This is a genomic window from Alteromonas sp. WD8-37 (assembly GCF_055326825.1).
The window spans coordinates 61107-86764 of the sequence record NZ_JBUZOV010000010.1 but is presented as its reverse complement, the minus strand read 5'-3'; the positions used below and the strand labels follow the sequence as shown (position 1 = coordinate 86764).

At 56.6% G+C, this 25658-nt stretch carries 24 protein-coding genes and 1 riboswitch; of the genes, 14 read left to right on the top strand and 10 right to left on the bottom strand.

Features of this window, described 5'->3' with window-relative positions; genetic code table 11:
- Positions 1-460: 460 nt before the first annotated feature.
- The 10 genes from ACTUJZ_RS15660 to gmk form a co-directional block, all read right to left on the bottom strand.
- Positions 461-1639: a BaiN/RdsA family NAD(P)/FAD-dependent oxidoreductase gene (locus ACTUJZ_RS15660; protein ID WP_463637275.1), complete on the bottom strand. Its 1179-nt coding sequence runs from the start codon at positions 1637-1639 to the stop codon at positions 461-463.
- An 88-nt stretch (positions 1640-1727) separates the two neighbouring features.
- Positions 1728-2414, bottom strand: a complete 687-nt coding sequence (locus ACTUJZ_RS15655) for a response regulator transcription factor (protein ID WP_463637274.1) — start codon at positions 2412-2414, stop codon at positions 1728-1730.
- Between the two features lie 256 nt (positions 2415-2670).
- The gene (locus ACTUJZ_RS15650; RefSeq protein ID WP_463637273.1) at positions 2671-3144 is read right to left on the bottom strand and encodes a redoxin family protein; all 474 of its coding nucleotides are present in this window, start codon (positions 3142-3144) and stop codon (positions 2671-2673) included.
- Between the two features lie 13 nt (positions 3145-3157).
- Positions 3158-3934 (bottom strand): class I SAM-dependent methyltransferase, encoded by a 777-nt coding sequence (locus ACTUJZ_RS15645; protein WP_463637272.1) that lies wholly within the window; start codon positions 3932-3934, stop codon positions 3158-3160.
- On the bottom strand, positions 3921-5993 hold the full coding sequence (gene recG / locus ACTUJZ_RS15640) for an ATP-dependent DNA helicase RecG (protein ID WP_463637271.1): 2073 nt from the start codon (positions 5991-5993) through the stop codon (positions 3921-3923). The genes ACTUJZ_RS15645 and recG overlap by 14 nt, the downstream gene beginning before the upstream one ends.
- 82 nt (positions 5994-6075) lie before the next feature.
- Positions 6076-6771 carry a tRNA (guanosine(18)-2'-O)-methyltransferase TrmH gene (trmH, locus tag ACTUJZ_RS15635; RefSeq protein ID WP_463637270.1) on the bottom strand — a complete coding sequence of 232 codons (696 nt, stop codon included), beginning with the start codon at positions 6769-6771 and terminating at the stop codon, positions 6076-6078.
- Between the two features lie 3 nt (positions 6772-6774).
- The gene (locus tag ACTUJZ_RS15630) at positions 6775-7161 is read right to left on the bottom strand and encodes a RidA family protein (protein WP_463637269.1); all 387 of its coding nucleotides are present in this window, start codon (positions 7159-7161) and stop codon (positions 6775-6777) included.
- A gap of 22 nt (positions 7162-7183) precedes the next feature.
- Entirely contained in the window at positions 7184-9292 is a 2109-nt protein-coding gene (spoT, locus tag ACTUJZ_RS15625) for a bifunctional GTP diphosphokinase/guanosine-3',5'-bis pyrophosphate 3'-pyrophosphohydrolase (RefSeq protein WP_463637268.1), read from the bottom strand.
- 140 nt (positions 9293-9432) lie between these two features.
- Complete coding sequence (gene rpoZ, locus ACTUJZ_RS15620) at positions 9433-9705, bottom strand: DNA-directed RNA polymerase subunit omega (protein WP_463637267.1); 273 nt, start codon at positions 9703-9705, stop codon at positions 9433-9435.
- A 103-nt stretch (positions 9706-9808) separates the two neighbouring features.
- On the bottom strand, positions 9809-10456 hold the full coding sequence (gene gmk / locus ACTUJZ_RS15615) for a guanylate kinase (RefSeq protein WP_463637266.1): 648 nt from the start codon (positions 10454-10456) through the stop codon (positions 9809-9811).
- Between the two features lie 129 nt (positions 10457-10585).
- On the opposite strand from gmk, the gene ACTUJZ_RS15610 reads away from it, so the two are divergent.
- From ACTUJZ_RS15610 to ACTUJZ_RS15545, 14 genes are all read left to right on the top strand, one after another.
- Positions 10586-11260 (top strand): alpha/beta hydrolase, encoded by a 675-nt coding sequence (locus ACTUJZ_RS15610; protein ID WP_463637265.1) that lies wholly within the window; start codon positions 10586-10588, stop codon positions 11258-11260.
- A 66-nt stretch (positions 11261-11326) separates the two neighbouring features.
- Positions 11327-12259 carry a hydroxymethylbilane synthase gene (gene hemC, locus ACTUJZ_RS15605; protein WP_463637264.1) on the top strand — a complete coding sequence of 311 codons (933 nt, stop codon included), beginning with the start codon at positions 11327-11329 and terminating at the stop codon, positions 12257-12259.
- 3 nt (positions 12260-12262) lie between these two features.
- Positions 12263-12976 carry a uroporphyrinogen-III synthase gene (locus ACTUJZ_RS15600; protein ID WP_463637263.1) on the top strand — a complete coding sequence of 238 codons (714 nt, stop codon included), beginning with the start codon at positions 12263-12265 and terminating at the stop codon, positions 12974-12976.
- 2 nt (positions 12977-12978) lie between these two features.
- On the top strand, positions 12979-14349 hold the full coding sequence (locus ACTUJZ_RS15595; RefSeq protein WP_463637262.1) for a uroporphyrinogen-III C-methyltransferase: 1371 nt from the start codon (positions 12979-12981) through the stop codon (positions 14347-14349).
- Positions 14346-15515, top strand: a complete 1170-nt coding sequence (locus tag ACTUJZ_RS15590) for a heme biosynthesis HemY N-terminal domain-containing protein (protein WP_463637261.1) — start codon at positions 14346-14348, stop codon at positions 15513-15515. The genes ACTUJZ_RS15595 and ACTUJZ_RS15590 overlap by 4 nt, the downstream gene beginning before the upstream one ends.
- A gap of 118 nt (positions 15516-15633) precedes the next feature.
- Positions 15634-15742, top strand: a riboswitch (TPP riboswitch).
- 130 nt (positions 15743-15872) lie between these two features.
- Complete coding sequence (gene thiC / locus ACTUJZ_RS15585) at positions 15873-17729, top strand: phosphomethylpyrimidine synthase ThiC (protein WP_463637260.1); 1857 nt, start codon at positions 15873-15875, stop codon at positions 17727-17729.
- Between the two features lie 3 nt (positions 17730-17732).
- Positions 17733-19184 carry a thiamine phosphate synthase gene (gene thiE, locus ACTUJZ_RS15580; RefSeq protein ID WP_463637259.1) on the top strand — a complete coding sequence of 484 codons (1452 nt, stop codon included), beginning with the start codon at positions 17733-17735 and terminating at the stop codon, positions 19182-19184.
- Complete coding sequence (locus ACTUJZ_RS15575) at positions 19177-19923, top strand: HesA/MoeB/ThiF family protein (protein ID WP_463637258.1); 747 nt, start codon at positions 19177-19179, stop codon at positions 19921-19923. Before thiE ends, ACTUJZ_RS15575 begins: the two co-directional genes overlap by 8 nt.
- Before the next feature lie 3 nt (positions 19924-19926).
- Complete coding sequence (gene thiS, locus ACTUJZ_RS15570) at positions 19927-20127, top strand: sulfur carrier protein ThiS (RefSeq protein WP_463637257.1); 201 nt, start codon at positions 19927-19929, stop codon at positions 20125-20127.
- A gap of 3 nt (positions 20128-20130) precedes the next feature.
- Positions 20131-20898: a thiazole synthase gene (locus ACTUJZ_RS15565; RefSeq protein ID WP_463637256.1), complete on the top strand. Its 768-nt coding sequence runs from the start codon at positions 20131-20133 to the stop codon at positions 20896-20898.
- Complete coding sequence (thiH, locus tag ACTUJZ_RS15560) at positions 20895-22037, top strand: 2-iminoacetate synthase ThiH (RefSeq protein WP_463637255.1); 1143 nt, start codon at positions 20895-20897, stop codon at positions 22035-22037. The genes ACTUJZ_RS15565 and thiH overlap by 4 nt, the downstream gene beginning before the upstream one ends.
- Before the next feature lie 71 nt (positions 22038-22108).
- Positions 22109-22963, top strand: a complete 855-nt coding sequence (locus ACTUJZ_RS15555; protein ID WP_463637254.1) for a PhzF family phenazine biosynthesis protein — start codon at positions 22109-22111, stop codon at positions 22961-22963.
- A gap of 57 nt (positions 22964-23020) precedes the next feature.
- Entirely contained in the window at positions 23021-24331 is a 1311-nt protein-coding gene (locus ACTUJZ_RS15550; RefSeq protein ID WP_463637253.1) for a cation:proton antiporter, read from the top strand.
- 98 nt (positions 24332-24429) lie between these two features.
- Positions 24430-25656, top strand: a complete 1227-nt coding sequence (locus ACTUJZ_RS15545) for a threonine/serine exporter family protein (protein WP_463637252.1) — start codon at positions 24430-24432, stop codon at positions 25654-25656.
- Positions 25657-25658: the final 2 nt, after the last annotated feature.

Genomic DNA, 25658 nt, shown 5'->3' with positions numbered 1-25658 from the left:
AACGAGTGCCCACACAGATTGTCTTGTTATACATTGTTAAAGAACAGTGCGACTGACCAACTGGCCTTGCCGCTGCTTCGTTTACTCCCCGAAGCGGGATGCGCATTCTACGCGATTCGGTTTCCGTGTCAACAACTTTTTTCAAACTAATTTGAAAGGCTGTTTTGAAAACCGCTTACTCAGGTCGCTATCGCTGTTGGAGCAAGCCCTTCAACGTTGTTGCCGTTTGGCCTGTCCCGTCGAAGTGGTGCGCATTCTAGCGATCTGAGCCGCGCCGTCAACAACTATTTTAAAAAAACCTATAAATCGCGATCGTTTGCTTATTTGCTGTTCGAACTGCGGTTTTTTTGACTCGATCCGGCAAAGAACCGCGGATCCTGATGCCGATCTATCATGGTTTTTACTGACTCATCCCGCTAAAACGGCACGCAGATACTATTAATGCGTATTTGTGGTTGAGCTACACATATTGCCCGGCAACCCAACCAGAACTCCAGGCCCACTGAAAGTTATAGCCTCCCAGCCAGCCGGTGACATCGACCGCTTCACCAATAAAGTACAAGCCTGGCACATCTCGCGCTTCCATGGTTTTAGATGATAGCCCATTGGTATCTACCCCACCTAAGGTGACCTCGGCGGTGCGATAGCCTTCGGTACCGGATGGTTTTACCCGCCACTGGTGTAATTGCGTGGCTATATAAGCCTGCTGTTTGGGGGTAAGTTGTTTAAGCGGTACATTGGGTAATTCCAGCACCTCAATCAAGGTGTCGGCCAGCCGCCGGGCAAACATGCTGGCGATAAAGGTTTTTAACGTAGTATTAGGCTGGCTGTGGCGTGCGTCTTCCAGCAAAGCTGCCACATCATGTTCCACACATAAATCGAGCTCGACTTCCTGACCGTCCCAGTACGAGGAGATTTGCAGAATCGCCGGGCCGGATAAGCCGCGGTGGGTAACCAGCATATCTTCTACAAACGAGGTGTTTTGGCAACTGGCGCGAATGGTTTGGGATATACCTGAAATTTCGGCCAGCGGGGTTTTGAGCTCAGGCGGCAAGGTAAACGGCACCAGACCGGCACGCGTGGGCAACACCTTAAGACCAAATTGCTCAGCTAGTTGATAACCAAAGGGTGAAGCGCCTAATTTGGGCATACTTAAGCCGCCGGTCGCTACCACCAGCGACTGGCACTGGTACTCGCCTAAACTGGTACTTATCTGATAGCCCTGCTCGGTGCGTGTGACATTTAAAATGTCACAGCGTGTGGTGATGGTCACATTTCCTTTGGCACATTCGCCTTCAAGCAAACGCACGATCTCTTTGGCACTGTCATCGCAAAACAGCTGGCCCAGGGTCTTTTCGTGATAGGCAATCTGATAGTCATTTACCAGACCAATAAAATCCCATTGGGTATAGCGGCTTAAGGCAGACTTACAAAAGTGGGGATTGTCGGATAAGAAGTTTTCCGGGCCGGCGTACATATTGGTAAAATTGCAGCGCCCACCACCGGACATCAGAATTTTGCGGCCAATTTTTTTGGCGTGATCGAGCACTTCTACCTGGCGGCCACGCTGGCCTGCCTGCGCAGCACAAAAAAGCCCGGCTGCGCCGGCCCCAATCACAATTACATCGCGCTTTTCCACTGTTTATTCCCCACTAAAATCAGGGCGCCGATTATACTGATACCACCAAGGGGAACAACAAGGTATGCGCGGCGCCGCTGACAGCAGGTTAAAACTGTTCGCTCATATAATTTTGTGACCAGGACAACAACTCAATGCGGTTTCGCGAATGGGTTTTGCGAAAGATACTGTAAATATGCGTTTTTACGGTATTCACACTGATATGCAGCTGGTCGGCAATCTCCTGATTCTGTGAGCCTTTGGACACCAGTTCAATAATGGTCAGCTCACGCTTGGTCAGTTTTGGCTGTGCTTCACCAGATGATTTACGCGACATCCGCATCGCCGGCATCCCCGGGCGACGTGCATACTGACGCATACGGCGTAACGCCTCATTGATGGAGCCACGCTTAAACCACACATCCATCTTACCGAGCCGGCGTACCCCTTTCAGCAGCAGTTCCGGAGAATCTGACGCATAAAAGGTACCCTCTACGCCAGCGATGATGGCTTCACATTCATCCACATCACCGGGCTGGAGATTAAACAGCACCCACCGAGCATTTCCGTTGCGCTGATAAAAGTCGCTCAGCTTGTTCGGTTTATTGCCGGCATCATAAAACACCAGATCCTGATTCGAGGTCTCAGGTAAGGCTTCTGTGCTGCCCAACTCGATAACCTCATAGCTGCAGGTTTCCAGCAGCCCTTTAAACAAATTGACATTCGGATCCTGTTTGCCGTCGGCATAACAGGATGGAGAAATCAGATATACATTGAACTTTTGGCCCTTTGCCATAAGAACAACCCTCCATGGCCCAGTGAAATTGAGGAACGTCATGCCGTCCTGAATGACTCGAATGCGCACTGGGTTCGGTTCACAATACGTGAAGTACTGCCTGATCTTCACCGCGGATTTTTATCATTATCGGCTTTGCACCATAGGAGGCTGACGGCAAATCCATTAAGAAACGATGACTTGCACGTCAACTGCAACCAATGTATGACTTAAAAGCCTGAGTGTATACGCCCGGCTGTCGGCCTTGGTTTACTTCTTACAGGCTGTCGAGCATGGATTGCGCATCCGACACGTCAAAGCGCCCCGGATCTTCCACATTCAGCTGGGTCACAACCCCATCTTCCACCAGCATGGAGTAGCGCAGAGAACGCACTCCACCAAAACTACCAGTGTCCATATCCAAGCCGATATTGCGGGTAAACATGGCGTTACCGTCGGCCAGCATGGTAATACCTTCGGCATTGGCGGATTGTTGCCAGGCGCGCATCACAAAAGCGTCATTAACGGCAACGCACATGATTTCATCCACGCCTTTGGCTTTGAGCTTATCCGCCAACACCACATAGCCTGGCAGGTGTGCTTCCGAACACGTCGGGGTAAATGCGCCGGGCACAGCAAACAACACCACTTTTTTATCTCCAAACAAATCATTGGTGTGGGGGTTGGTCATCTCGCCGTCTTGTAAAATACCAAACGACACTTCGGGTAACGTGCTTCCAACACTGATCATGGCAGGCTCCTTATTATTTTAAGTACACATCAAAACGATGCTTTTTACTGGTGATCGCCATACTAGGCGGACTATCAGCCAGATTCGGTGCACTGTTGGGTCGTTTTACCACCACACGCCGGGCTGCCAAAGCTTTGGCCGGGGCCAGTAACGCATCAGCATCCGGGTCAGAACCCAGTAGTGCCTGAAACACTTTCATTTCTTTTTTTACCGCGGCGGATTTTTTGCGATGCGGAAACATCGGGTCCAGATACACCACATCCACCGGGGCATCGCTCCAGCTTGCCAGAACCTGGGCACTATTGCCATGCACCAGTGAAAATCGTGCTGCCAGCTCGGTATCGCTGTGCGTCAGCCGGCGCATGCCATCTTCCAGCAAAGCTGCCACCACCGGTGAGCGCTCTATCAGAATGACCTCGCAGCCCAGGCTGGCCAGCACAAATGCATCACGGCCCAATCCCGGGGTAGCGTCCACCACCCGAGGACTGACGTTGCCCTTTACTCCAACCGCTTTGGCGATAGGCTCTTTTTTGCCACCGCCATGTTGGCGCCGATAAGTCAGTGCACCGGCACAAAAATCCACCACCACTCCCTGTTGTTTGAGATTAGCACAGTCAATAAGTTGCAGCTGATTATTGTGTACCCTCAGAGCCAGTCCGGCTGGCGCCGCCTCAGTCAAAGTAAACTGCCAGCGCCGGGCAATCTCGCTGGCCAGAGCCGCATCGTCGGCGCCGGCGTCGGCCAGCCACAAGGGGATTAATTCGGGGGTGGTCTGCTCAGGCATGGCCATATTGTTCCTTAAATCCAATCCAGCGATTAATGATGGCCTGGGCATGGCTGGGGTAATCCTGCCACAGGCGATGAGCAATATCCTGTACCTGCGGGATCAGCGCGGCATCGCGCACCAGGTCAGCAATCTTTAGCTCGGCAATGCCGGTTTGGCGGGTGCCCATCAGCTCGCCAGGGCCGCGAATTTCCAGGTCGCGCTGGGCGATGTAAAAGCCGTCGCTGGACTCACGCAACACTGCCAGTCGCTGGGTGGCAGTTTTGGACAGCGGGCTTTGGTACATCAGCACACACTGACTTTCTACCGCGCCGCGCCCCACCCGGCCACGCAGCTGATGAAGCTGGGCCAGACCCAGGCGCTCGGGGTTTTCAATGATCATAATACTGGCATTGGGCACATCCACGCCCACTTCGATGACCGTGGTGGCCACCAGCAGATCCAACTCACCTTGTTTGAATGACTCCATCACCTCGGCTTTTTCAGCCGGTTTGAGCCGCCCGTGGACCAGCCCCACTTTGAGCTCGGGTAAGGCTGTGCGCAGCGTAATGGCGGCATCCTCAGCAGCCTGGCATTGGAGTACCTCGGACTCATCAATCAGGGTACACACCCAGTACGCCTGGCGGCCTTGTTCTTTACACGCCTGATACACCCGCGCAATCACATCCTCGCGACGGGTGTCCGGTAAGGCCACCGTGGTCACCGGCGTGCGCCCGGGGGGCAGTTCATCAATCACCGAGGTATCCAGATCGGCATAGGCGGTCATAGCCAGGGTGCGCGGAATAGGTGTAGCGGTCATGATCAGCTGATGGGGAAAGCGCCCCTGGATCTCGCCTTTTTCCCGCAGCGCCAGGCGCTGATGCACGCCAAAGCGATGCTGTTCATCCACAATCACCAGCGCCAGATGCTGATAATGTACATTTTCCTGAAAGATAGCATGGGTGCCCACCAGCATCTGAATATCGCCGCCCGCCAGCTGGGCCAGCACCTGGTCGCGCGCTTTGCCTTTAAGCTTGCCGGCCAGCCAGCCCACTTCGATGCCCAGCGGTGCCAGCCACTGGCGAAAATTATTGGCATGCTGTTCGGCCAGCAGCTCGGTGGGTGCCATCAGTGCCACTTGATAACCGGCGCCGATGGCCGATAGGGCTGCCATGGCTGCCACCAGGGTTTTGCCCGAGCCCACATCGCCCTGGACCAGACGCATCATGGGCCGCGGTTGCTGCATATCGGCCTGGATCTCGCTCACTACCCGTTGCTGGGCCCCGGTGGGCGAAAACGGCAGCTGGGCCAGTAATTGATCAATCAGGCGCTGGTCGACATTAATCGCAATGCCGGGCTGGGCATCCGACTGCTGGCGGACTTTAAGCACACTTAAATGATGGGCCAGCAGCTCTTCGAGGATCAGCCGGTGCTGTGACGGATGCTGGCCTTCTTCAAGCAGGCTCAACCCGGCATCCGGCGGCGGCCGGTGCACCAGATGCAGTGCCTGCTGCAGCGATACCTGCTGGGCGTACATGCCCTCAGGCAACAAATCATTGAGTGCACCTTTGTCCAGCATAGCCAGTGCCTGCTCGGTCAGATTGCGAAGGGTCAACTGCTTGACCCCTTCGGTGGTCGGGTACACAGGAGTAAGCGTTGGTTCCGCCGGCGGGCCATCCTCATCCACCAGCGAAAATTCCGGGTGCATCATTTCCAGCCCCCACTTGCCAGTGCGGATCTCACCAAAGCACAACACCTGATTACCCGGCGACAACATGGTGCGCTGCAAGGCTCCAAAATGAAAAAAGCGCAGGGTGATGGTGCCAGAGCCATCACTGACCTTGACCACCAGCATACGCTTTTTGCCATACTGGATATCAGCGCTTTTCACCTCGCCCTGGATACTGACATGGGTAAATGGCCGGCAGTTGGCGATAGCATAAATGCGGGTACGATCTTCATACCGCAGTGGCAAATGAAAAAGAATATCCTGCAGCGTGAACAAGCCGATTTTGGCCAGTTTTTCTGCCACTTTTGCGCCTACGCCTTTTAGCGTGGTGATCGGGGTTTGTGCCAAGGGCTGCATGCTGATGGGCCGGGTCCTGCGCTAATACTGTAAATAAGCGCAGTGTAAGCGATTGTTTGCCGAATGGCGAGTACAGGCCCGGTCAGCCGGGCGGATTGGCAGATGTGGCGCCCATGGCTGTCCACCAGCAGGCGGATGCTTTAATCTGGCCGTGCGCATCAATGTGCGGCAACGCCAGCTGTTTCGCCTGGCACAACGCATACAAACGCGGGTGACCCCGGGCGAATAAGATTTGCTGACAGACCTCTTCGCTTAAGCTGGGTGTATCATATAAGCCGGCCAGCTGGCGCTGGCGTTGCGCTTCATACAACACCAACGCAGCGGCCACCGACACATTGAGTGACTGCACCATGCCCAGCATGGGAATACTGATATGGGCGTCGGCGCGTGCAACAACCGCCTCCGACACTCCGTATTTTTCCTGGCCAAACATCACAGCAGTAGGCCGGGTGTAATCCAGACTGCGAAAATCTTGCGCGGTGGGGCTAAGATGGGTCACCACAATCTGCAGGCCTCTTGCCTGCAGGGTATCCAGCGCTGCTTCGGTGCTTGGGTGGTGGCACTGCTGCACCCACAATTCACTGCCTACCGAGGTGCCTTTGCGGATCCGTTCTGGTAAATCCCACACCCGGTGCAACTGATAAATGCCTACTGCATCGCAGGTCCGTAATATCGCCGCCAGATTGTGGGGTTTATGCACACTGTCCAGACAGACTGTCAGATCGGTCTGCCGGGCCGCCAGCATCTGGCGGATGCGTGCATAGCGGGCGGGAGTCACATCTTATTCCGGTAATTCCATGACGCCGTCGATTTCAATTTGTGCATCTTTAGGCAATGCGCTGATGCCGATGGCGGCGCGCGCCGGATACGGTTGGCTGAAATAGTCGCTCATGATTTGATTCACCATGGCAAAGTGGCTTAAATCGCGCAGATAAATGTTCAGCTTGACCAAATCATTCATGGTGCCGCCGGCGGCTTCGCACACGGCTTTGACATTATCAAATACCTGGCGGGTCTGAGCAGCAAAATCGTCAGATACAATTTCCATTGACGTGGGGTCCAATGGGATCTGGCCAGACAAATACACGGTGGTCCCGGCTTTCACTGCCTGGCTGTAAGTGCCAATCGCCTGGGGAGCGTTTTCGGTTTGGATAATCGATTTAGACATAACAAATTCCTATGTTAAGCAATTAATGTTTCGACTGACTGTGCCGCGACACGCGCTGCACTTCCGGCATAGTTCGGATCTTACGCATAATTCGCGCCAGATGGACCCTGTTATGGGTGGTCAGCTCAATATCGATAAAATAGATATTGCTTTCTTTTTCTTCGGTCTGCAGGCCAATAATATTGGAGTCGCAGCCCGAAATGGTATTGGTCAGGGTGGCCAGTGTGCCCTGGTGGTTATACAGCTCAATGCGCAAAGAAGCTTTAAATTCACCCTGAGCGCGGTCATCCCATTGCATGGGCAAGACCCGCTGCGGCTCTTCGCGCGATAGCTTGCGAATATTGTTACAGCCGGTTTGGTGGATGGTCATCCCCCGCCCCGGGCTCAATACCGCCACAATCTCATCATCCGGGATGGGATGGCAACAGCGCGCATAATGCACCAGCAGGCCTTCGGTGCCGCGGATAGCCACATTGCCCTTACGGGCCGGCAAATCATCGCTTTCACCTAACAAGCGGCGCGCCACAATGGCACTGAGCTCATTCCCTAACCCAATGTCCACCAGCAAATCATCAAACGAAGAATGTTTGGTCTCGGCCACTACACGATCAATATCCGCCTGGGCGATATCATCCAGCCGATTGTTGCCCAGCGCATGGCGCAACAACCGGTTGCCCATGTTCACTGCTTCCTGAGAATGCTGTTTGCGCAGATACTGGCGAATGCGGGTACGCGCGCGCGCACTGACCACAAAGTTCAGCCAGTTGGCATTCGGTTTAGCCTTGGGCGATGTAATAATTTCAATGGTCTGGCCATTTTCCAGCGGCTTACTTAAGCTGTAGTTGCGCCGCTCCACCCGTACGCCCACACAGGTATTGCCAATGTCCGAATGCACCGCATAGGCAAAATCCACCGCAGTGGCGCCCATCGGCAGCTCAATGATACGGCCGTCCGGGGTGAACACATATATTTCATCCGGGAACAAATCGGTTTTGACCGACTCGATAAATTCAAACGAGGAGCTGGCACTTTGCTGCAGCTCCAGCAGGGTTTGCATCCATTTACGCGCCCGCAGCTGCGCGGTGGTATCGCTGTCACCGGGCTCTTTGTACAGCCAGTGTGCGGCTACTCCTTTGTCTGCCATCTGGTCCATGGGATGAGTACGGATCTGCACTTCCACCGGAATGCCGTGGGGGCCAATCAGCGAAGTATGCAGACTTTGGTAACCGTTGGTACGCGGAATAGCGATGTAATCTTTAAAGCGGGTTTCAATCGGCTTATACAAACTGTGGATGGCGCCCAATGAGCGGTAACAATTGTCCACACTGTCCACCACCACGCGAAACGCATAGATGTCCATTACTTCATTGAACATCAACTCTTTATTGCGCATCTTGCGATAAATAGAATACAAATGCTTTTCGCGGCCAATCACAGTGGCTTTGATGCTAAATTCGGCCAGCCGGGTATCCACTTCCTGACGGATATTCTCAATAATTTCCTTGCGGTTGCCCCGGGCCTGGCGCACGGCCGATTTTAGCGCCCGGTGGCGCATCGGGTACATGGCCTGGAAGCCTAAATCTTCCAGTTCATTTTTGACATCGTGGATCCCCAGCCGGTGCGCGATGGGCGCATAAATTTCTAAGGTTTCCAGCGCGATGCGGCGACGTTTGTCCGGGCGCAGCGCGCCCAGGGTACGCATATTATGAGTGCGGTCCGCCAGCTTAATCAAAATCACCCGGATATCCTGCACCATCGCCATCATCATCTTGCGAAAGTTTTCAGCCTGCGCTTCCTGCTTGCTGCTAAAGGCAATCTTATCCAGCTTGCTGACCCCTTCCACCAGCTCGGCCACGGTATTGCCAAAGGCACTGGCTAGATCATCCTGGGAATAGTGGGTGTCTTCAATCACATCATGCAGCAGCGCCGCCATCAGGGTTTCGTGATCCAGATGCATATCGGCCAGGATCCCGGCCACCGCTACCGGGTGGGTAATATAGGGGTCGCCGCTGGAACGCATCTGGCCATCGTGCGCTTCGTGAGCCAGCACAAAGGCATTTTGCACCAGCTCCACCCGCTCGGGCGCCAGATAATCGCTAATTTTTTGCTTCAGGCCTTCAAACAAATACACAGTGTTTACAGCTTTCCGGTCATAAAATGAAAAGAACTTACAGAATACGAAGAATTTTGGCAGATGCCAATGACAAAAGCGCCAGCGATCTGAATAGATCGCTGGCGCTTTTTAAAGATCAAATGTCAGCAGTGAGATGTTTACTGATCAGACAGGATATTGGCCACAGAAGAAAAGTCTGTGTGCTCTTGTTGTTCCTGATCATGCATCTCATCCTGCTCCAGCGTGGCAGCTGTGACCAATCCTTTTTCGATTTCACGCAACGCGGTAACCGTAGGCTTGTCGTTTGCAACATCCACCATGGCGTCTTTTCCTTCGGTGGCCAGCTGACGCGCACGACGGGCTGCAACCAGCACCAGATCAAAGCGGTTACCAACTTTATTAATAGCATCTTCTACGGTTACGCGAGCCATGTATTTCTCCGAAAATGAATTGAGCGAATATAAAAAAACGGCCGCGTAGTATAGCCCACAACCGTGATCAGATATAGTAGTTTGTGCGAATTTACAGCATTTTTTATACGCTGGGATCGCTAAGCAGATCCGCGATCAAGCTTTGATGACGCAGTTGCTGCTTACCCGTACGCTGGCGCTGGGCCCGCACGATGGCTTCCAGATCGGCCAGCGCTACCGAAAAATCATCATTGACCAGCACATAATCAAACTCGTCATAGTGCGACATCTCCGACACCGCTTCTTGCATGCGCGCTGCAATAACCTCATCGCTATCCTGACCGCGACGGTTCAAGCGCTCTTTCAGCACCTCGGCAGACGGGGGCAAAATAAAGATACCACAGGCATCTGGCAACAGCTTTTTCACCTGTCGCGCACCCTGCCAGTCGATGTCCAAAAACACATCGATGCCCTGGTGCAGGGTTTGTTCGATGGTGACCCGCGAGGTGCCATAATAATTACCAAACACCTCGGCCCATTCAAAAAATACGCCCTGTTCTATCAGCTGTTCAAACTGCGCATGACTGACAAAGTGATAATGCACCCCATCTTCTTCACCGGGCCGGGGCTGGCGGGTGGTGTGCGACACCGACACTTCCATGGGAAAGTCGGTAGCCTGTTCATGTTTTTCCAGCAGTGCTTTGATCAGGCTGGATTTGCCGGCACCCGACGGGGCCGCCAAAATAAACAAATTTCCTAATTGGGATGCCATAATTGTTCTACAACACATCTAGATGGTGGTCATTTTAACCTGCAATGGTAGCATAAACCCATACAGGCCGTAATGGCGATATTTGTGCGCCTTCGCGCACCGTTTGATCCCAACGAGAATAAGGTAGTTATGTCCCAAGCGTTGATCCCTCATGTTGAAATAAATACCGGTGATAATCCCAAAGCGTGCGTGATCTGGCTGCACGGGCTAGGCGATTCGGGCCACGGCTTTGCCCCGGTGGTGCCCGAGCTGCATCTGCCGGACAGTTTACCGGTCAAGTTTTTGTTCCCCCATGCGCCGGTGCAAACGGTGACCATTAATAACAATATGCAGATGCCGGCCTGGTACGACATCAAATCGCTGGATTTTAATAGCCGTGCCGACCTGGCAGGCGTGCAGGCCAGCGCGGCTAAAATTGAACAGTTGATTCAGGCCCAGCTGGAGGCCGGTTTTGCTGCCGATAAAATTGTACTAGCTGGATTTTCTCAGGGCGGCGTAATTGCCTATCATCTGGGCCTGCGCTTTGGCCAGCGACTGGCCGGCATCATGGCGTTATCGACCTATATGTGTGAGCCAGGCCGTCTGGCCGATGAAGCCAGCGAGGCGAACCGTGACATCCCAATTTTTGTTGGCCACGGCACCCAGGACCCGGTGGTACCGGCGCAGCTGGGTCAGATGGCGATGGAAAGTCTGCAAGCCAACGGCTATGCCCCCAAGTGGCACCAATATCCAATGGAACACAGTGTCTGCCGCGAAGAGCTGGATGATATCAGCGCCTGGCTACAGGCGCGTCTGGGTGCCTAAACCCGGTTGGTGGCCAGCCGCCACGCGGCGCTGGCCCGTCACTATTTTTTTACAGGAATGACGACCATGTCAGCTGCACCCCGAACCCTTCGTATCGCCACCCGCAAAAGCGCTCTGGCCCTTTGGCAGGCAGAATATGTTCAGGCCAAACTGCAAGAGCATCATCCCCATCTGACGGTGGAGCTGGTGCCCATGTCGACCCAGGGCGATAAAATTCTGGATACGCCGCTGGCCAAAATCGGCGGTAAGGGCCTGTTTATCAAAGAGCTGGAAATTGCCATGCTAGAAGGCCGCGCTGATATTGCGGTGCATTCCATCAAAGATATTCCGGTAGAGTTTCCTAAAGCCTTCGGCCTGCATGCTATTTGCCCGCGAGAAAACCCGTTTGATGCGTTTGTCTCCAACCAGGTCGACAGCATCGATGAGTTGCCTCACGGCGCGATTGTCGGCACCTCCAGCCTGCGCCGACAGTGCCAGATCCGCAAACACCGGCCTGACCTGCAAATTCGCGATTTACGCGGCAATGTGAATACCCGGCTGGCCAAGCTGGATAATGGCGACTATGACGCTATCATTCTGGCCGCAGCGGGCCTTATCCGGTTAGACATGGCGCATCGTATTGCCCAGCAACTGCCGCCGGAAACCTGTCTGCCAGCAGTGGGCCAGGGCGCGGTGGGCATTGAATGCCGCAACGATGATGAAGAGCTGATCGGCCTGTTAAGCGCCCTGAACGATCCGGACACCCATACCCGGGTCAGCGCCGAGCGGGCCATGAATACCCGTCTGGAAGGTGGCTGCCAGGTGCCCATCGGCAGTTTTGCTACCCTGGACGGTGACACCCTGACCCTCACCGGCATGGTCGGCCAGCCCGATGGTAGCCAGTTGTTATTCGCCTCGGCCACCGGCCCGGCGGAGCGCGCCGAAGCCATCGGCATTGAAGTGGCTGAAGCATTGCTGGCCCAGGGTGCTGGCGACATCCTCGCCGCGCTGTATTCCTAACCCATGTACCTGCTCACCCGCCCGGTACCCAGCCTGGCCACCAGCCAGCAGGCCTTTGCCCAGGCCGGGCTGAGCGCCACCGTACTGGGGCTGGTGGATATCGCGCCGGCCCCAGCCGCTATTGATGATTGTGTTGCGCACCTGGCCAGCACCCCTGCCCCGATTGTGATTGTGACCAGCCAGTTTGCGGTGGCCGCCATTTCCCCATTGCTTGGCCGTTTGCCAATCGATGCCACCGTGCTGGCGGTGGGCCAGACCACCGCCAGCCGGTTACAGCAACTGGGCATTGCCTGCCAGGCCCCGGCGCTGGCCACCAGCGAGGGATTACTGGCGCTACCGCAGTTAACAGGTGCAAAAAATAAGCAAGTCGTTATTATAAAGGGAAAAGGTGGTCGAACCACTTTAGCCAGCAGCCTGCAGCAGCAAGGCGCGCAGGTGCAAACATTTGCGGTCTATCAGCGTCAGCCCTGCCCTCGGGTAATCCAATCAAACCAATGGCAATGGCCTGACGTAAAAGGCATCATTGCCACCAGCGAGGAGATGGCGCGGCTGCTGTTTCGCCACTATCCGGCTGCCGAACTGCACCAGCACCGCTGGCTAACCGTAAGCCCCCGCGTGGCCGCGACGCTACAAGAACTGGGCCTGACCCGTATCAGTCATGCCGCCGGGGCAAGTGACCGACAATTGTGTCAATGGATCAAGGATAACTGGGAGTAACCATGGCCGATAACAACAAATCAAAAGGCGATAAGCAGAACGCGGATAACGCCAGTCAAAAAGACACGGCAACGCCGGCTAAAGATAGCCCGAAGGCCTCTTCCCCGACCGCCGACAAGGCCGCCTCGTCCGAAAGTAAGCCAGACACTAATAAGGATAAACAAGGCACCAAATCAGCCGGTTCGTCTGTGTCTGGTAAAGCTGATTCAAACAGCACGCTGGATACCCCCAAGCCGGGCAAATCCTCAGCGCAGGTGCGCAGCAGCGATAAGGCCGCCAATACTCGCGCGCAAAAATCGCCCTCCACGGCAGCCTTGTGGTTTATCACCCTGGTGTCGCTGATGCTGTCGATTGCGGTGGCGGCCGGCGGTTACTGGATTTGGAGCCAGCGCGATGCCAGCACCAGCATTCTGACCGACCAGCAATCCAGCCTGGGCGAGGCACAAACAGAGCAGGCCGACGCCCTTAAAGCATTGGAACAACAAACCGAGCAGCTGGCCGAACAGCTTGACGATCAAAGCCGGGCCCGTGCTGCCTTAAGCCAGACTGTCCAGCAGTTGCAACAGCAAAATGCCGAACTGGCCCGCCAGAACGAACAAACCCTGCAGCAGGTGCAAAGCCAGCTGGAAAATATGGAGGGCAAACGCCCGGCCGACTGGTTGCTGGCCGAGGCCGATTATCTGGTGCGCATGGCCGGCCGCAAGGTGTGGCTGGAAAAAGACATCAAGACCGCCATCATGCTGCTTAACAATGCCGACCAGCGTCTGGCTGAGCTGGCCGATCCATCGGTCTTGCCGGTGCGCGAACTGATTGCCAAAGACATCCAGACCCTGCGTCAGCTTAACCCGGTGTCGCGCACCTCGGTGGCGCTGGCCTTGTCCGGCATGTTGGCCCAGGTGCCCAATCTGGCGCTGGATACCTTCACGCCGCCGGACACCGACGCCAGCGGCGGCGAGCTCAGCGAGTCCGTGACTGACTGGAAGCAGAATCTGCAGCGCGTATGGCGCAACATAGTGGATGATTTTATTACTGTGTCGCGTAGTGAGCAGCCCATTGAGCCGGTCATGAGCCAGCAGCAACAATGGTTGAGCCGCGAACAACTTAAACTGCAACTGATGCAGGCGCAGTCGGCCGCCTTACAGGGCCACAAAACCTTGTTTGATCAGTCGCTGCAAAATGCTCTGGATGCCCTGGTGCGCCATTATGATACTGACGACCAGGCGGTACAAAGCTACATGAGTAGCCTGCAAAATCTGGTGGATACCAATATCAGCCAGGAGCTGCCTGAGTCGCTGCAAAGCAGCACACCCCTGCGCCGCCTGCTGGAACAGCGCGTCGATGACGCCTTTGGCCAGGGAGCACAAGCACTATGAAAAAATTGTTGTTATCCAGTCTGCTGATCCTTGTGGTGCTGGCGCTGCTGCTGGTGGCGCCGCAACTGGTGGGTGAAAAAGGCTATGTGCTGATTTCCATGGGTGATCTGCTGATTGAAATGACGGTGGTGAGCCTGGTCATCTCGGTGGTGGTTGGCCTGATTGTGCTGTATGTGCTTTACCGACTGGGCTCAGCATTGATTGGCTTGTTTTCGGGCAGCTGGGCCTGGCTGGGCAATTTAAGCCGCCGGCGTCAGCAACGCAATTTTTACCGCGGTATCCAGGCCTTTGCTGAAGGTGAACTCGAAGCGGCCAACAAAGCCTTTGCCGACACCAGGCAGCGCGACTTTGACGGGGTGAATTATCTGATTGGCGCCCAGGTGGCCTACCAGTTAGATAACTGGCAGCAATGTCAGGAACAGTTACACCAGGCCGCGGATTATCCACATTCTCGGCTGGCCGCGGTGCTAATGGAAGCGCGCATGTTGCTGCGCCGAAATCAGCCCGAAGACGCCCTGAAGGTGGTGAATTCGCTGGAAGACAAAGATGCCGACCATCGTCAGGTGATCCGCATCAAAGCCGATTGTCTGGCCCAGCTGGGTCAGTGGCAGGAAATTCAAAATCAGCTGCCGCAATGGCGTAAAACCCTGAAAAAAGATGCGGTACCGCTGGCGCAGCGTGCAGCCCGCGGCAAGTTTGCTGAAATTGCCAGTAAACAGGGTGCCAATGCGCTCAAGCAATACTGGCAGGATCTGCCGCGTAAAAAACGTAACGACCCGGCGTTTCGTGCGGCCTATGCCGAACAGCTGATTGAGCAGGGCATGCATAAGGATGCTCAGGACTCTCTGGTGGAATGGCAGCGTAGCGGCCCCGATGAATATCTGCTGCCACTGTTTCGGGCCATCAGTATGCCCCAGCCCACCGCGGCCATTCAGCTGTTGGAAAGCTGGCTGAAAAAAGACAGCGAAAACGCCCAGCTGTATTCGATTCTGGGCCAGCTGGCGTTTAACGCCGGCGACCTGGCGCTGGCCGAACGGGTGCTGTTAAAAGCAGTGAAGCTGGAAGAATCCCCGGCCGACCTGATGCTGCTGGCACAAATCAGTGAACGCCAGCACGAAGACAGCAAGGCACTGGCCTTTTACAAACAGGGCATGGCCGCTACCTGAGCGGCTAACACCGGACAGCCCCACCCTAAATAATGCCGGCGCATCAGCACACTGTGCTTGATGTTTGCCGGCATCTCTTTTTATACTGACCTTTCCAATCCTTACCGGATTGACCCATTTATTCTTGTCGGAGTGCCCGGAACCTAAGGGCTGAGACCGCGTAGTATGCGGGATCCGTTGAACCTGATCAGGTTAATACCTGCGAAGGGAACAAGGCCAGATGCGCTGTACCTGTGGCTGACCGGGGCTTTCCCATTACAGCCATAGCGCTACTCACCTTTGCATCTGCATGTTGTTCAATAACTCCCGGCAAGCATTTTTCACGGCCTTTTAATGCACACTGAAGGTAAAAATGCTATGTCAGATCGTCGTCAACAGCGCCAGCAGGCGCAAGCGTTTATTCAGCAATTGCAGGGCGAAGCCTACCCTGCCTCCAGCCGTATTTATATCACTGGCTCGCGCCCCGACATTCGGGTGCCCATGCGCCTGATTGCCCTTACCCCCACTCAGGTATCGCCTGAGGTCAGCGGAGCCAACAGCCCGGTGCCGGTGTATGACACTGCCGGTCCCTATGGCGATCCAGCCAGCCAGATTGATGTGACCCGCGGCTTGCCCGCTCTGCGCCAAAACTGGATCGAGGCTCGTCAGGATACCCGCATGCTGGGCGGACGTTCTTCCACCTATGCCCAGGCCCGGCAACAGGATATCACCTTAGATGAGCTGCGCTTTACCCACCAGCGCACCCCGCGCGCCGCCACCGGTAAACCCGTGACCCAGTTACATTATGCCCGCGCTGGCATTGTTACCCCGGAAATGGAATTTATCGCCATTCGCGAAAATATGGGCCGCGCGCAGGTGAGCGACCCAAGCCTGACCCGCCAGCATCCTGGCCAGGCGTTCGGGGCACGTTTGCCAGAGACCATCACCGGTGAGTTTGTGCGTCAGGAAGTGGCCGCCGGGCGCGCTATTATTCCGGCCAATATCAATCACCCCGAAGCCGAGCCGATGATCATCGGGCGCAATTTTTTGGTCAAGGTCAATGCCAATATCGGCAATTCGGCGGTGACCTCGTCGATTGAAGAAGAAGTGGAAAAACTGGTGTGGGCCACCCGCTGGGGTGCCGATACCATCATGGATCTGTCCACCGGCCGTAATATTCATGAGACTCGTGAATGGTTGTTGCGCAACAGCCCGGTGCCGCTGGGCACGGTGCCCATTTATCAGGCGCTGGAAAAAGTGGGTGGCGTGGCCGAAAAACTCGACTGGCCGCTGTTTCGTGACACGTTAATCGAACAGGCTGAGCAGGGCGTGGATTATTTTACCATTCACGCTGGCGTGCGCCTGGCGTTTGTACCGCTGACTGCCGAGCGCACCACCGGTATTGTGTCCCGCGGCGGAGCAATCATGGCCAAGTGGTGTTTAAGCCATCATGAAGAAAGCTTTTTATATAGCCACTTTCGTGAGATTTGTGAAATTTGCGCACGTTATGATGTGTCATTGTCACTGGGCGATGGCCTGCGCCCCGGCTCGGTGGCCGATGCCAATGATGAAGCTCAGTTTGCTGAGCTTCGCACCTTAGGTGAGCTGACCCAGATTGCCTGGGAATACGATGTGCAGGTGATGATTGAAGGCCCCGGCCATGTGCCGATGCATCTGATTAAAGAAAATATGGATGAGCAGCTGCGCCATTGTCATGAAGCGCCGTTTTATACGCTGGGCCCGCTGACCACCGACATTGCGCCGGGCTATGATCACATCACCTCCGGCATCGGCGCGGCCATGATTGGCTGGTATGGCTGCGCCATGCTGTGCTATGTCACGCCCAAAGAACATCTGGGCCTGCCCAATAAAGAAGATGTGAAACAGGGTCTCATCACCTACAAGATTGCCGCCCATGCCGCAGATTTGGCCAAGGGCCACCCCGGTGCGCAGATCCGCGACAATGCCATGTCCAAAGCTCGCTTTGAGTTTCGTTGGGAAGACCAGTTTAATCTGGCGCTGGACCCACACACCGCCCGCGCCTATCACGATGAAACCCTGCCGCAGGCCGCGAACAAGGTCGCGCATTTTTGCTCCATGTGCGGGCCTAAGTTCTGCTCGATGAAAATCTCCCATGAGGTGCGCGACAATGCTGCGGCCCAGGGCATGCAGCAAATGGCGGAAGCCTTTCGCGCCAAGGGCAGCCGGCTGTATGTCGATGCCGCCGAGGAGTAAGTGATGACCGCAACACTATTAACGGTAGGCGGGCTGGATACCAGCGGCGGCGCCGGCCTGGCCCGCGATGCGATAGTGGCCAGCGGCTTGGGTGTGCTGTGCCAGCAGGTGGCCACGCTCATCAGCGCGCAAAATCATTTCCAGGCAGCAGCCCGGCTGGACCTGGATACCTGCCTGCACACACAATTAGCAGCGCTGCCCGATGCAGCGCCTGATGCCATCAAACTGGGCGCATTAACCAGTGCAGCAGTGGATGCCTTAGTGCCGCTATTGGATCGACTGCAGCAGCGCGGGGTGCCGGTGGTCTGGGATCCGGTCATCGACCGTTCAGCCGGCGGCCGATTAAGTGCCATCACTCCTGACACCCTGGCGCGCCTGGCCCCGCGGGTAAGCGTGATGACCCCCAACACGGATGAGCTGGCCAGCCTGACCGGCTGTACTGATATTCCTGAGGGCATTGCGCGGTTGAAGGCGCTGGGTTGCCCGGCGGTGCTGGTCAAAGGAGGCCATCAGGCCGGCCCACAGGCTGAAGATATTCTGGCCACACCCGATGGCCAGTGGCATCTGTGCAGTCCGCGCCATGCTGGTACCGAGCTGCGTGGCACTGGCTGTATCTTGGCCACCGCGCTGGCCTGTGCGCTGGCCCAGGGTTATGCGCTGCACGATGCTGCCTGTGTGGCCAAGGCGGTCATCAATCAGCAGTTTCGCACCGCGCTAGCGGTGTCTGATGGTCTGGTCAGCGGCGCCGCGGTCAGCTGGCCTACCCAGGCTGTCGATTTTCCCAAGGCCTGGCTGGCCACCGACCAGCCCTGCCAGCATCCGTTTGCGCCACTCACCCACCCCACCCCGGGGTTATACCCGGTGGTGGATTCGTGTCAGTGGCTGGAACGGGTACTGCGCAGCGGCGTGAACATTGCCCAACTGCGTATCAAACACGGCCCGCCGGCCTATCTGAACGCCCAAATCCGCCAGGCGGTGGCACTGGGCCGTCAGTATAAGGCCCAGGTGTTTATCAATGATCACTGGCAGTTGGCGCTGGAGCACGATGCGTATGGTGTGCATCTGGGCCAGGAAGATCTTGCCGATGCTGATCTGAGCCGGCTGGCGCGGGCCGGGTTGCGGCTGGGTGTATCCACCCACGGCTACGCCGAGCTGTGTCGCAGCTTGCCGCTTCGGCCGTCGTATATTGCGCTGGGCCATATTTTTGCCACCCAGACCAAGGTAATGCCGTCCTCGCCGCAGGGGCTGACCCGCTTGCTACGCTACCGCCAGCTGTGCCGGGACATTCCCACCGTGGCCATTGGCGGTATCGGCCGCGACAAGGTGGCGCAGGTGTGGGCTACCGGGGTGTCCAGTGTGGCCATGGTCAGCGGCATCACTCAGGCCCCCTGCCCGGAGCAAACCATCGTTGAGATCCAGCATATTTTAAGCAGCGAGCGGCCAGCCAATGACTGAACAAGACTGGTATTCACGCTATAGCCGGCAACTGCTGGTTGATGGCATGAACGAGGAGGTGCAGCACCGACTGGGCCAGGCCACTGTGGCCATTGCCGGGCTCGGCGGGCTGGGCTGCGCGGCCGCGGCTTATCTGGCGGGTGCCGGGGTAGGCAACCTGGTGCTGATTGATGCCGATACTATCAGTATCAGCAACTTGCCGCGCCAGCTGCTGTATACCCAGGCCGATATCGGTCAGCCCAAAGTCATCATCGCGGCGCAGCGCCTGCAGGCCAATAACCCGCACTGCCGGGTGCTGGCGTTGCCCGAGCCAGCCCAGGCACTGGCTGCTGGCCCGAGCCTGAGCGCCACCGATGTGCTGCTGGATTGCACCGACAATGTGGCAGCACGCCTGCACTTGAGTACCCGGGCTCGCGCCGCGGGTAAACCCCTGGTGAGCGCGGCGGCCAGTGGCACCAGCGCCCAGATGATTGCGTTTCATCCGGGCGCTGGCCACAGCTGCTATGGCTGCCTGGATGCGCTGGCGGCCCATGCCCCGGCCACCTGCCTGCAGCAGGGTATCTTAGGCCCGGTGGTGGGCCTGGCCGGCACCTATCAGGCGCTGCTAACCCTGCATATTTTAACCGGGCTGGCACCGGTGTCGTGGGGGGTGTTGCTGCGCTTTTGCGGGCTGACCCTGCGCTGGCAGGAATCTGTGCTGCCGCCAGCGCCCACCTGTTCTGTGTGTAAGGAATCCTAACCCATGCAAATCTTTTTTAATGACCGGGCGGTGCACTGCCCGGAGCACGCGACCCTTGCTGATATTCCTGCTTTGATTGACTGCCCGGCGGAGTCGTTAGCGCTGGCCTTGAACCAGACCCTGGTGCATCGACAGCGCTGGGCCAGTACACGCTTAAGTGATGGCGACCGGTTGGATGGCTTTAGTATTGTGGCCGGAGGCTAGGTTATGCTGACCATTGCTGATCACACTTTTTCGTCACGCCTGTTTACCGGTACCGGTAAATTTGCCTCGGTGGCTGTGATGCGTGAGGCCATTGCCGCCAGCGGCAGTGAGCTGGTAACCCTGGCCATGAAACGGCTGGATCTAAGCGCTCCGACCGACCCGACCCTGGACCATCTGCGCCAGCTGAATATCCGGCTGCTGCCCAATACCAGCGGCGCGCGTACCGCTGCCGAGGCGGTGTATGCTGCGCAGTTAGGCCGCGAATTGCTGGGTACCCACTGGGTCAAGCTGGAGATCCACCCCGACCAGCATCATCTGCTGCCAGACCCGGTGGAAACTCTGCTGGCCGCCGAACAGCTCACCGCCCAGGGCTTTGTGGTACTGCCCTATTGCAGTGCCGACCCAGTATTGTGCAAGCGCCTGGCCGAAGCCGGTTGTGCCGCGGTGATGCCATTGGCCGCGCCCATCGGCTCCAACCGCGGGCTGCTGACCCGGGATTTTTTACAACTGATCATCGAGCAGGCCACCGTGCCGGTGGTGATTGATGCCGGCCTGGGTAAGCCCAGCGATGCCGCAGCGGCCATGGAGCTGGGCGCCGATGCGGTGCTGGTCAACAGCGCTATCGCCAGTGCCGGGCAGCCTGTGGCCATGGCGCGCGCCTTTGCGCAAGCAGTGGAGTGTGGCCGCCAGGCATTTTGCGCCGGACTGGGGGCCACCGGCCAGACTGCCTGTGCCAGCAGCCCGCTGACCGGCTTTTTGGAGGCACTATGAGCCAGGTGACAGACACGCCCACCCCGGTGGCTGATGCGCTGACCCGCCCGGCCTGGGAAGACTGGCAGCTGGCTATTTACAGCAAAACAGACGCTGATGTCACTCGCGCGCTGGCCACCCCGCGCCGCAGTCTGGATGATTTTATGGCGTTGATTTCGCCAGCCGCTGCGCCGTATCTGGAGAAAATGGCCGCGCAGGCCCAGCGCCTGACCCGCCGCCATTTCGGCCATACCATGAACATGTTTATTCCGCTGTATTTGTCGAATCTGTGCGCCAACGAATGCACCTACTGCGGGTTTACCATGAGTAACAAGCTCAAGCGTAAAACCTTAAGTCCGGATGAGATTGAGCAGGAAGCGCTGGCCATCCGCGCCATGGGCTTTCGCCAGGTGCTGCTGGTCACCGGCGAGCATGAGACCAAGGTGGGGCTGACATATTTTGTAGCGGCGCTGCGCCAGCTCAAAGCCCATTTTGATTATATTATGCTGGAGGTGCAGCCGCTTTCCACCGACGCCTACCGACAGCTGCGTCAGGCCGGTGCCGATGCCGTGCTGGTCTATCAGGAAACCTATCATCGCCGCCAGTATGGTCAGTATCATGTGCGCGGCACCAAACAGGATTTTGACTGGCGCTTACAAACCAGTGACCGACTGGGCCAGGCAGGCATGCAAAAGATAGGTATTGGCGCTCTCCTAGGGCTAGCCGATTGGCGTATCGACAGTACCTATACCGCGCTGCATGCCCATCTGTTGCATCAGCATTACTGGCGCTCGCGCTGTGCCATTGCCTTTCCGCGCCTGCGCCCGTGCACCGGCCAGGCCGCCCAACCGGTCAGCCCCATCAGCGATCGTGAGCTGGTGCAGCTGATTTGCGCGCATCGCCTGCTGCATCCGTTTGCCGAGTTGTCATTATCCACCCGCGAGTCGCCTTATTTTCGTGACCATGTGGCGCGCTTGGGCGTAACCAGTATGTCGGCTGCCTCACAAACTCAGCCGGGCGGCTACCAGCAGCCCGATACTCAGCTGGAACAATTTGCCACCGAGGATACCCGCAGCGCCGCGCAGGTAGCCAGTGCGCTGGCCGCCCAGGGCTTAGAACCGGTATGGCAGGATTGGCTGGCCGGGTTTTCTGGCGCCTGAGGGCTGGCACAGGCGGCCATTTTTGCGTAGGCTTACAGAATACTTTTTCAACAGCACAAGGGATGCCCCCAATGCCGCGGATTGCCGAAACTTATTATGCGTTTACCCGCGAACAGGCCGGCGGTAATCCAGCCGGGGTGTGTATCGGCGAGACCCTGCCCAGCGCCGACTATATGCAGCAAATCGCGACCCAGCTGGGCTATTCGGAAACCGTCTTTGCCGCGCCCTGCGATGACGGTTTTCGGGTACGCTATTTTGCACCCTCCGGCGAGGTGGCGTTTTGTGGCCATGCGACATTGGCACTGGGCAAAGCGCTGGAGCGACGCTTTGAGGCCACCAGCTTTACCCTGCAGTTAAATCAGGACACGGTCAGTGTGCATTGTGCCGGCAGTCGTATCAGCCTGATCAGCCCTCCCGCGCAGGCCCGCCCGCTGGCCAATGGTATGCTCGACACCTACCTGGCGCTGTGCAATCTCAAGTCAGCGCAGTTGTGCGACACCTTGCCGGTGGCCATCGCCTATGCTGGCAATCAGCATTTGGCTCTGCCGCTAACCACCTGCGCCGAGGTCGATGCAGTTGAGTATCAGTTTGAAGAAGCGCAACGTCAGATGCGCAAGGATGAACTCACCATCCTGGTGCCCTTTGCCCGCCCCGACAGCCATACGGTGTATATGCGCAATTTATTTGCCAGTGGCAATGTGTATGAAGACCCAGCCACCGGTTCGGCCGCAGCCGCTTTAAGCGGGTACTTACGCGATCACAACGGCACCGGCTGTCACCACAATCAACAGCGTCTGACCTTTTTCCAGGGTGATGTAATGGGTCAGCCGTGCACCCTGTTTACCACCTTTACCACCTCGACCAACACCCCGGTAACGGTAAGCGGCGATGTGATGGGGCCGACTGCACAATTACCGTTAATCTAAATTGAAGGTAATCCGGTAGCCATTGGTAAGCCTGTTGCAAATCCAGTGGAATTTTTCATGATAGAAAGCCGGATCTATCTGTATATTTTATTTGGCATTGCTATTGTTGCTGCGGTGGCAGTGCAGCGCCATCTGCGCAATACCCTGATCCCCTTTCCATTGTTGTACGTGGGCATTGGCTGGGCCATCTTCAGCCTGCCCATCGGTCTGCCCACCATTGACTACATCGGCAATGAAATACACGCCGTAGCTGGCGAATACCTTACCGAATTTTTGGTCATCGCGTCATTAAGCGCTGCGGGTAAAGCCATTGACCGGCCCTTTTCGGTGCGCTGCTGGAATCAGGTCTGGCCATTACTGCTGATTACCATGCCGTTGAGCATCGCGCTGGTGGCATTGTTTGGCTGGTATGTGATGGGCCTGACCGCCGCCAGTGCCATTTTTTTAGGCGCAGTGTTAAGCCCCACCGATCCGGTACTGGCCAGTTCCGTGAAAGTCGGTCCGCCGGGTGAAACCAGCCGCCACGATATCCGCTTTAGCCTGACAGTAGAAGCCGGCGCCAACGACGGCCTGGCATTTCCCTTTGTCCATCTGGCCATTGCTGCCATCGGCATGACCGCGCTGGGTGACTGGACCTGGCACTGGGCGTTAGAAGATGCGTTGTGGCGGGTGGGTGCCGGGCTGGTGGCCGGTTATGGCTTTGGCAAATTTGGCGCCTGGTATTTGTTTTCCTATCTGGCCCGCCAACGCGATGAAACCAGCGAGCAAAATCACCCCCTGTCCTACAGCAGTGAGGGCGTGGTGACCTTAGGCGCCCTGCTGTGTTCCTACGGGCTGGCCGAAGCTGTGCACGGTTATGGCTTTTTAGCGGTGTTTGTGGCGGCGGTGACCACCAAACAAGCTCAGCCAGATCATGGCTTTCACGCCAAGGCCCATTCGTTTGAAGAACAGATCGAGCGGGTGTTACTGGTGATAATTCTGTTGTTTTTGGGCGCCTTTGTGGCCCAGGGCGCGTTGCTGGCTCTGACCTGGCAAGGTGCACTGTTAGGCGTGCTGGTAGTCTTTTTGATCCGCCCACTCAGCGGTATGATTGGCCAGAGCGGCTGCGATTTTCCGCTATTCGGTAAAATCACCATCGCCTTTTTAGGCGTACGTGGGATCGGTTCGCTGTATTATTTATTGTATGGCCAGAATCATGGCGAGTTTGGCGATGTCTCGTCCATCTGGGCCGCGGTGACCTTTACCATATTGCTATCAATTTTAGTGCACGGGGTGGCAGCACCGCTGTTTTTACGTAAAGCCGAAGAAAAGGCCGCGCATACCTTTGAGGCGGCCAAAGAACACTCTAATCATGGCGAAAAAAACTAATCTGAAAAACACAAAAATTTGTTTTGTATTTGGCCAGGTACGTCACTACAATCCGCGCAAATTTTCCCCGCTCCCTTAAGCGCAGACAGGCACCGGCTGTGGACACCCAAGAATTTATCCAAATACGCAAGTTTATTGTCAAACTGGGCAAGATGCTGCACAAGTACGGTACCCCGGCGTTTCGCCTGGAAGCCTATCTGACCGAAGTGGCCACCTATCTGGGGGTGCGCTCCGCCTTTATTTCCACCCCGACCTCGTTAACCTTTGTGTTATGGAGCGACCGCCACGAAGATGAATACAACTCGGCGGCACGCCTGCAGCCCGGCGAACTGGACTTAAACGCCCTGTCGCGCACCGACGAGCTGGCCATTGAACTGCTGGCCGGCCGCCTGACCCTGGCCGAGGCACACCGCAAACTGGATGAGATTGATGCCATGCCCAGTCCGTATGGCAAGCTGGTGACTTTTGCTGCGTTTGGCCTGGCCACCGCCGCGTTTGCCATGCTGATGGGCGCCAGCTGGTCAGAAATTGCCTGGTCAGGCTTACTGGGCCTGCTCACCTATGTATGGTGTTTGTGGGCTACCCGCTCACGCCGGGTGAATTTGATGCTGGAGCCGGTCACCGCTTTTGTGGCCGGGGTATCCGCCAGTGCCATCGGCGCATTTTTGGACCCGGGCATCAATATCCCGCTGATTGTGTTGTCATCGGTGATCATCCTGGTGCCGGGGCTGGCGCTGACCATGGGCCTGGCCGAGCTGGCCTCACGCAATATGGTGTCGGGCACTGCCCGGGTCATGGATGCGTTAATGCAATTATTTAAATTGTATTTTGGCGCCTTTTTGGGGGTCGCCAGCGGCTTTGCCTTGTTTGGTGAAAATGAATACCAGCCGGCTGCCTCACTGCCCTACTGGGCCACCTGGCTATCGGTGCTGTTATTGTGTATTGCCTTGATTGCGATTTTTCGCACCCGGCCGCGCCATATCCTCTGGGGCATTGCGGCCTCCTTTGTGGCCTATGGCGCCACGGTGGGCAGCTCGCTCTTCATGGACCAAAGTGTGGCCACCTTTATGGGCGCGTTTGCGCTGGGGGTGTTTTCCAATGGCTTTACCCGCATTGCCCGCCAACCAGCCACCATTGTCAGCATGCATGGCCTGATTGTGCTGGTGCCCGGCTCGAAAACCTACATTGGCCTGAACTCGTTTATCTCGGGCAAAAACTTTGTCCAGGCTGATCATATCGGCCAGGATGTGTTTTTGATTTTTATGTCGCTGGTGGCCGGGCTGATCTTTGCCAATGTGGCCATGCCCACCAAAAAAGCGTTGTAGCC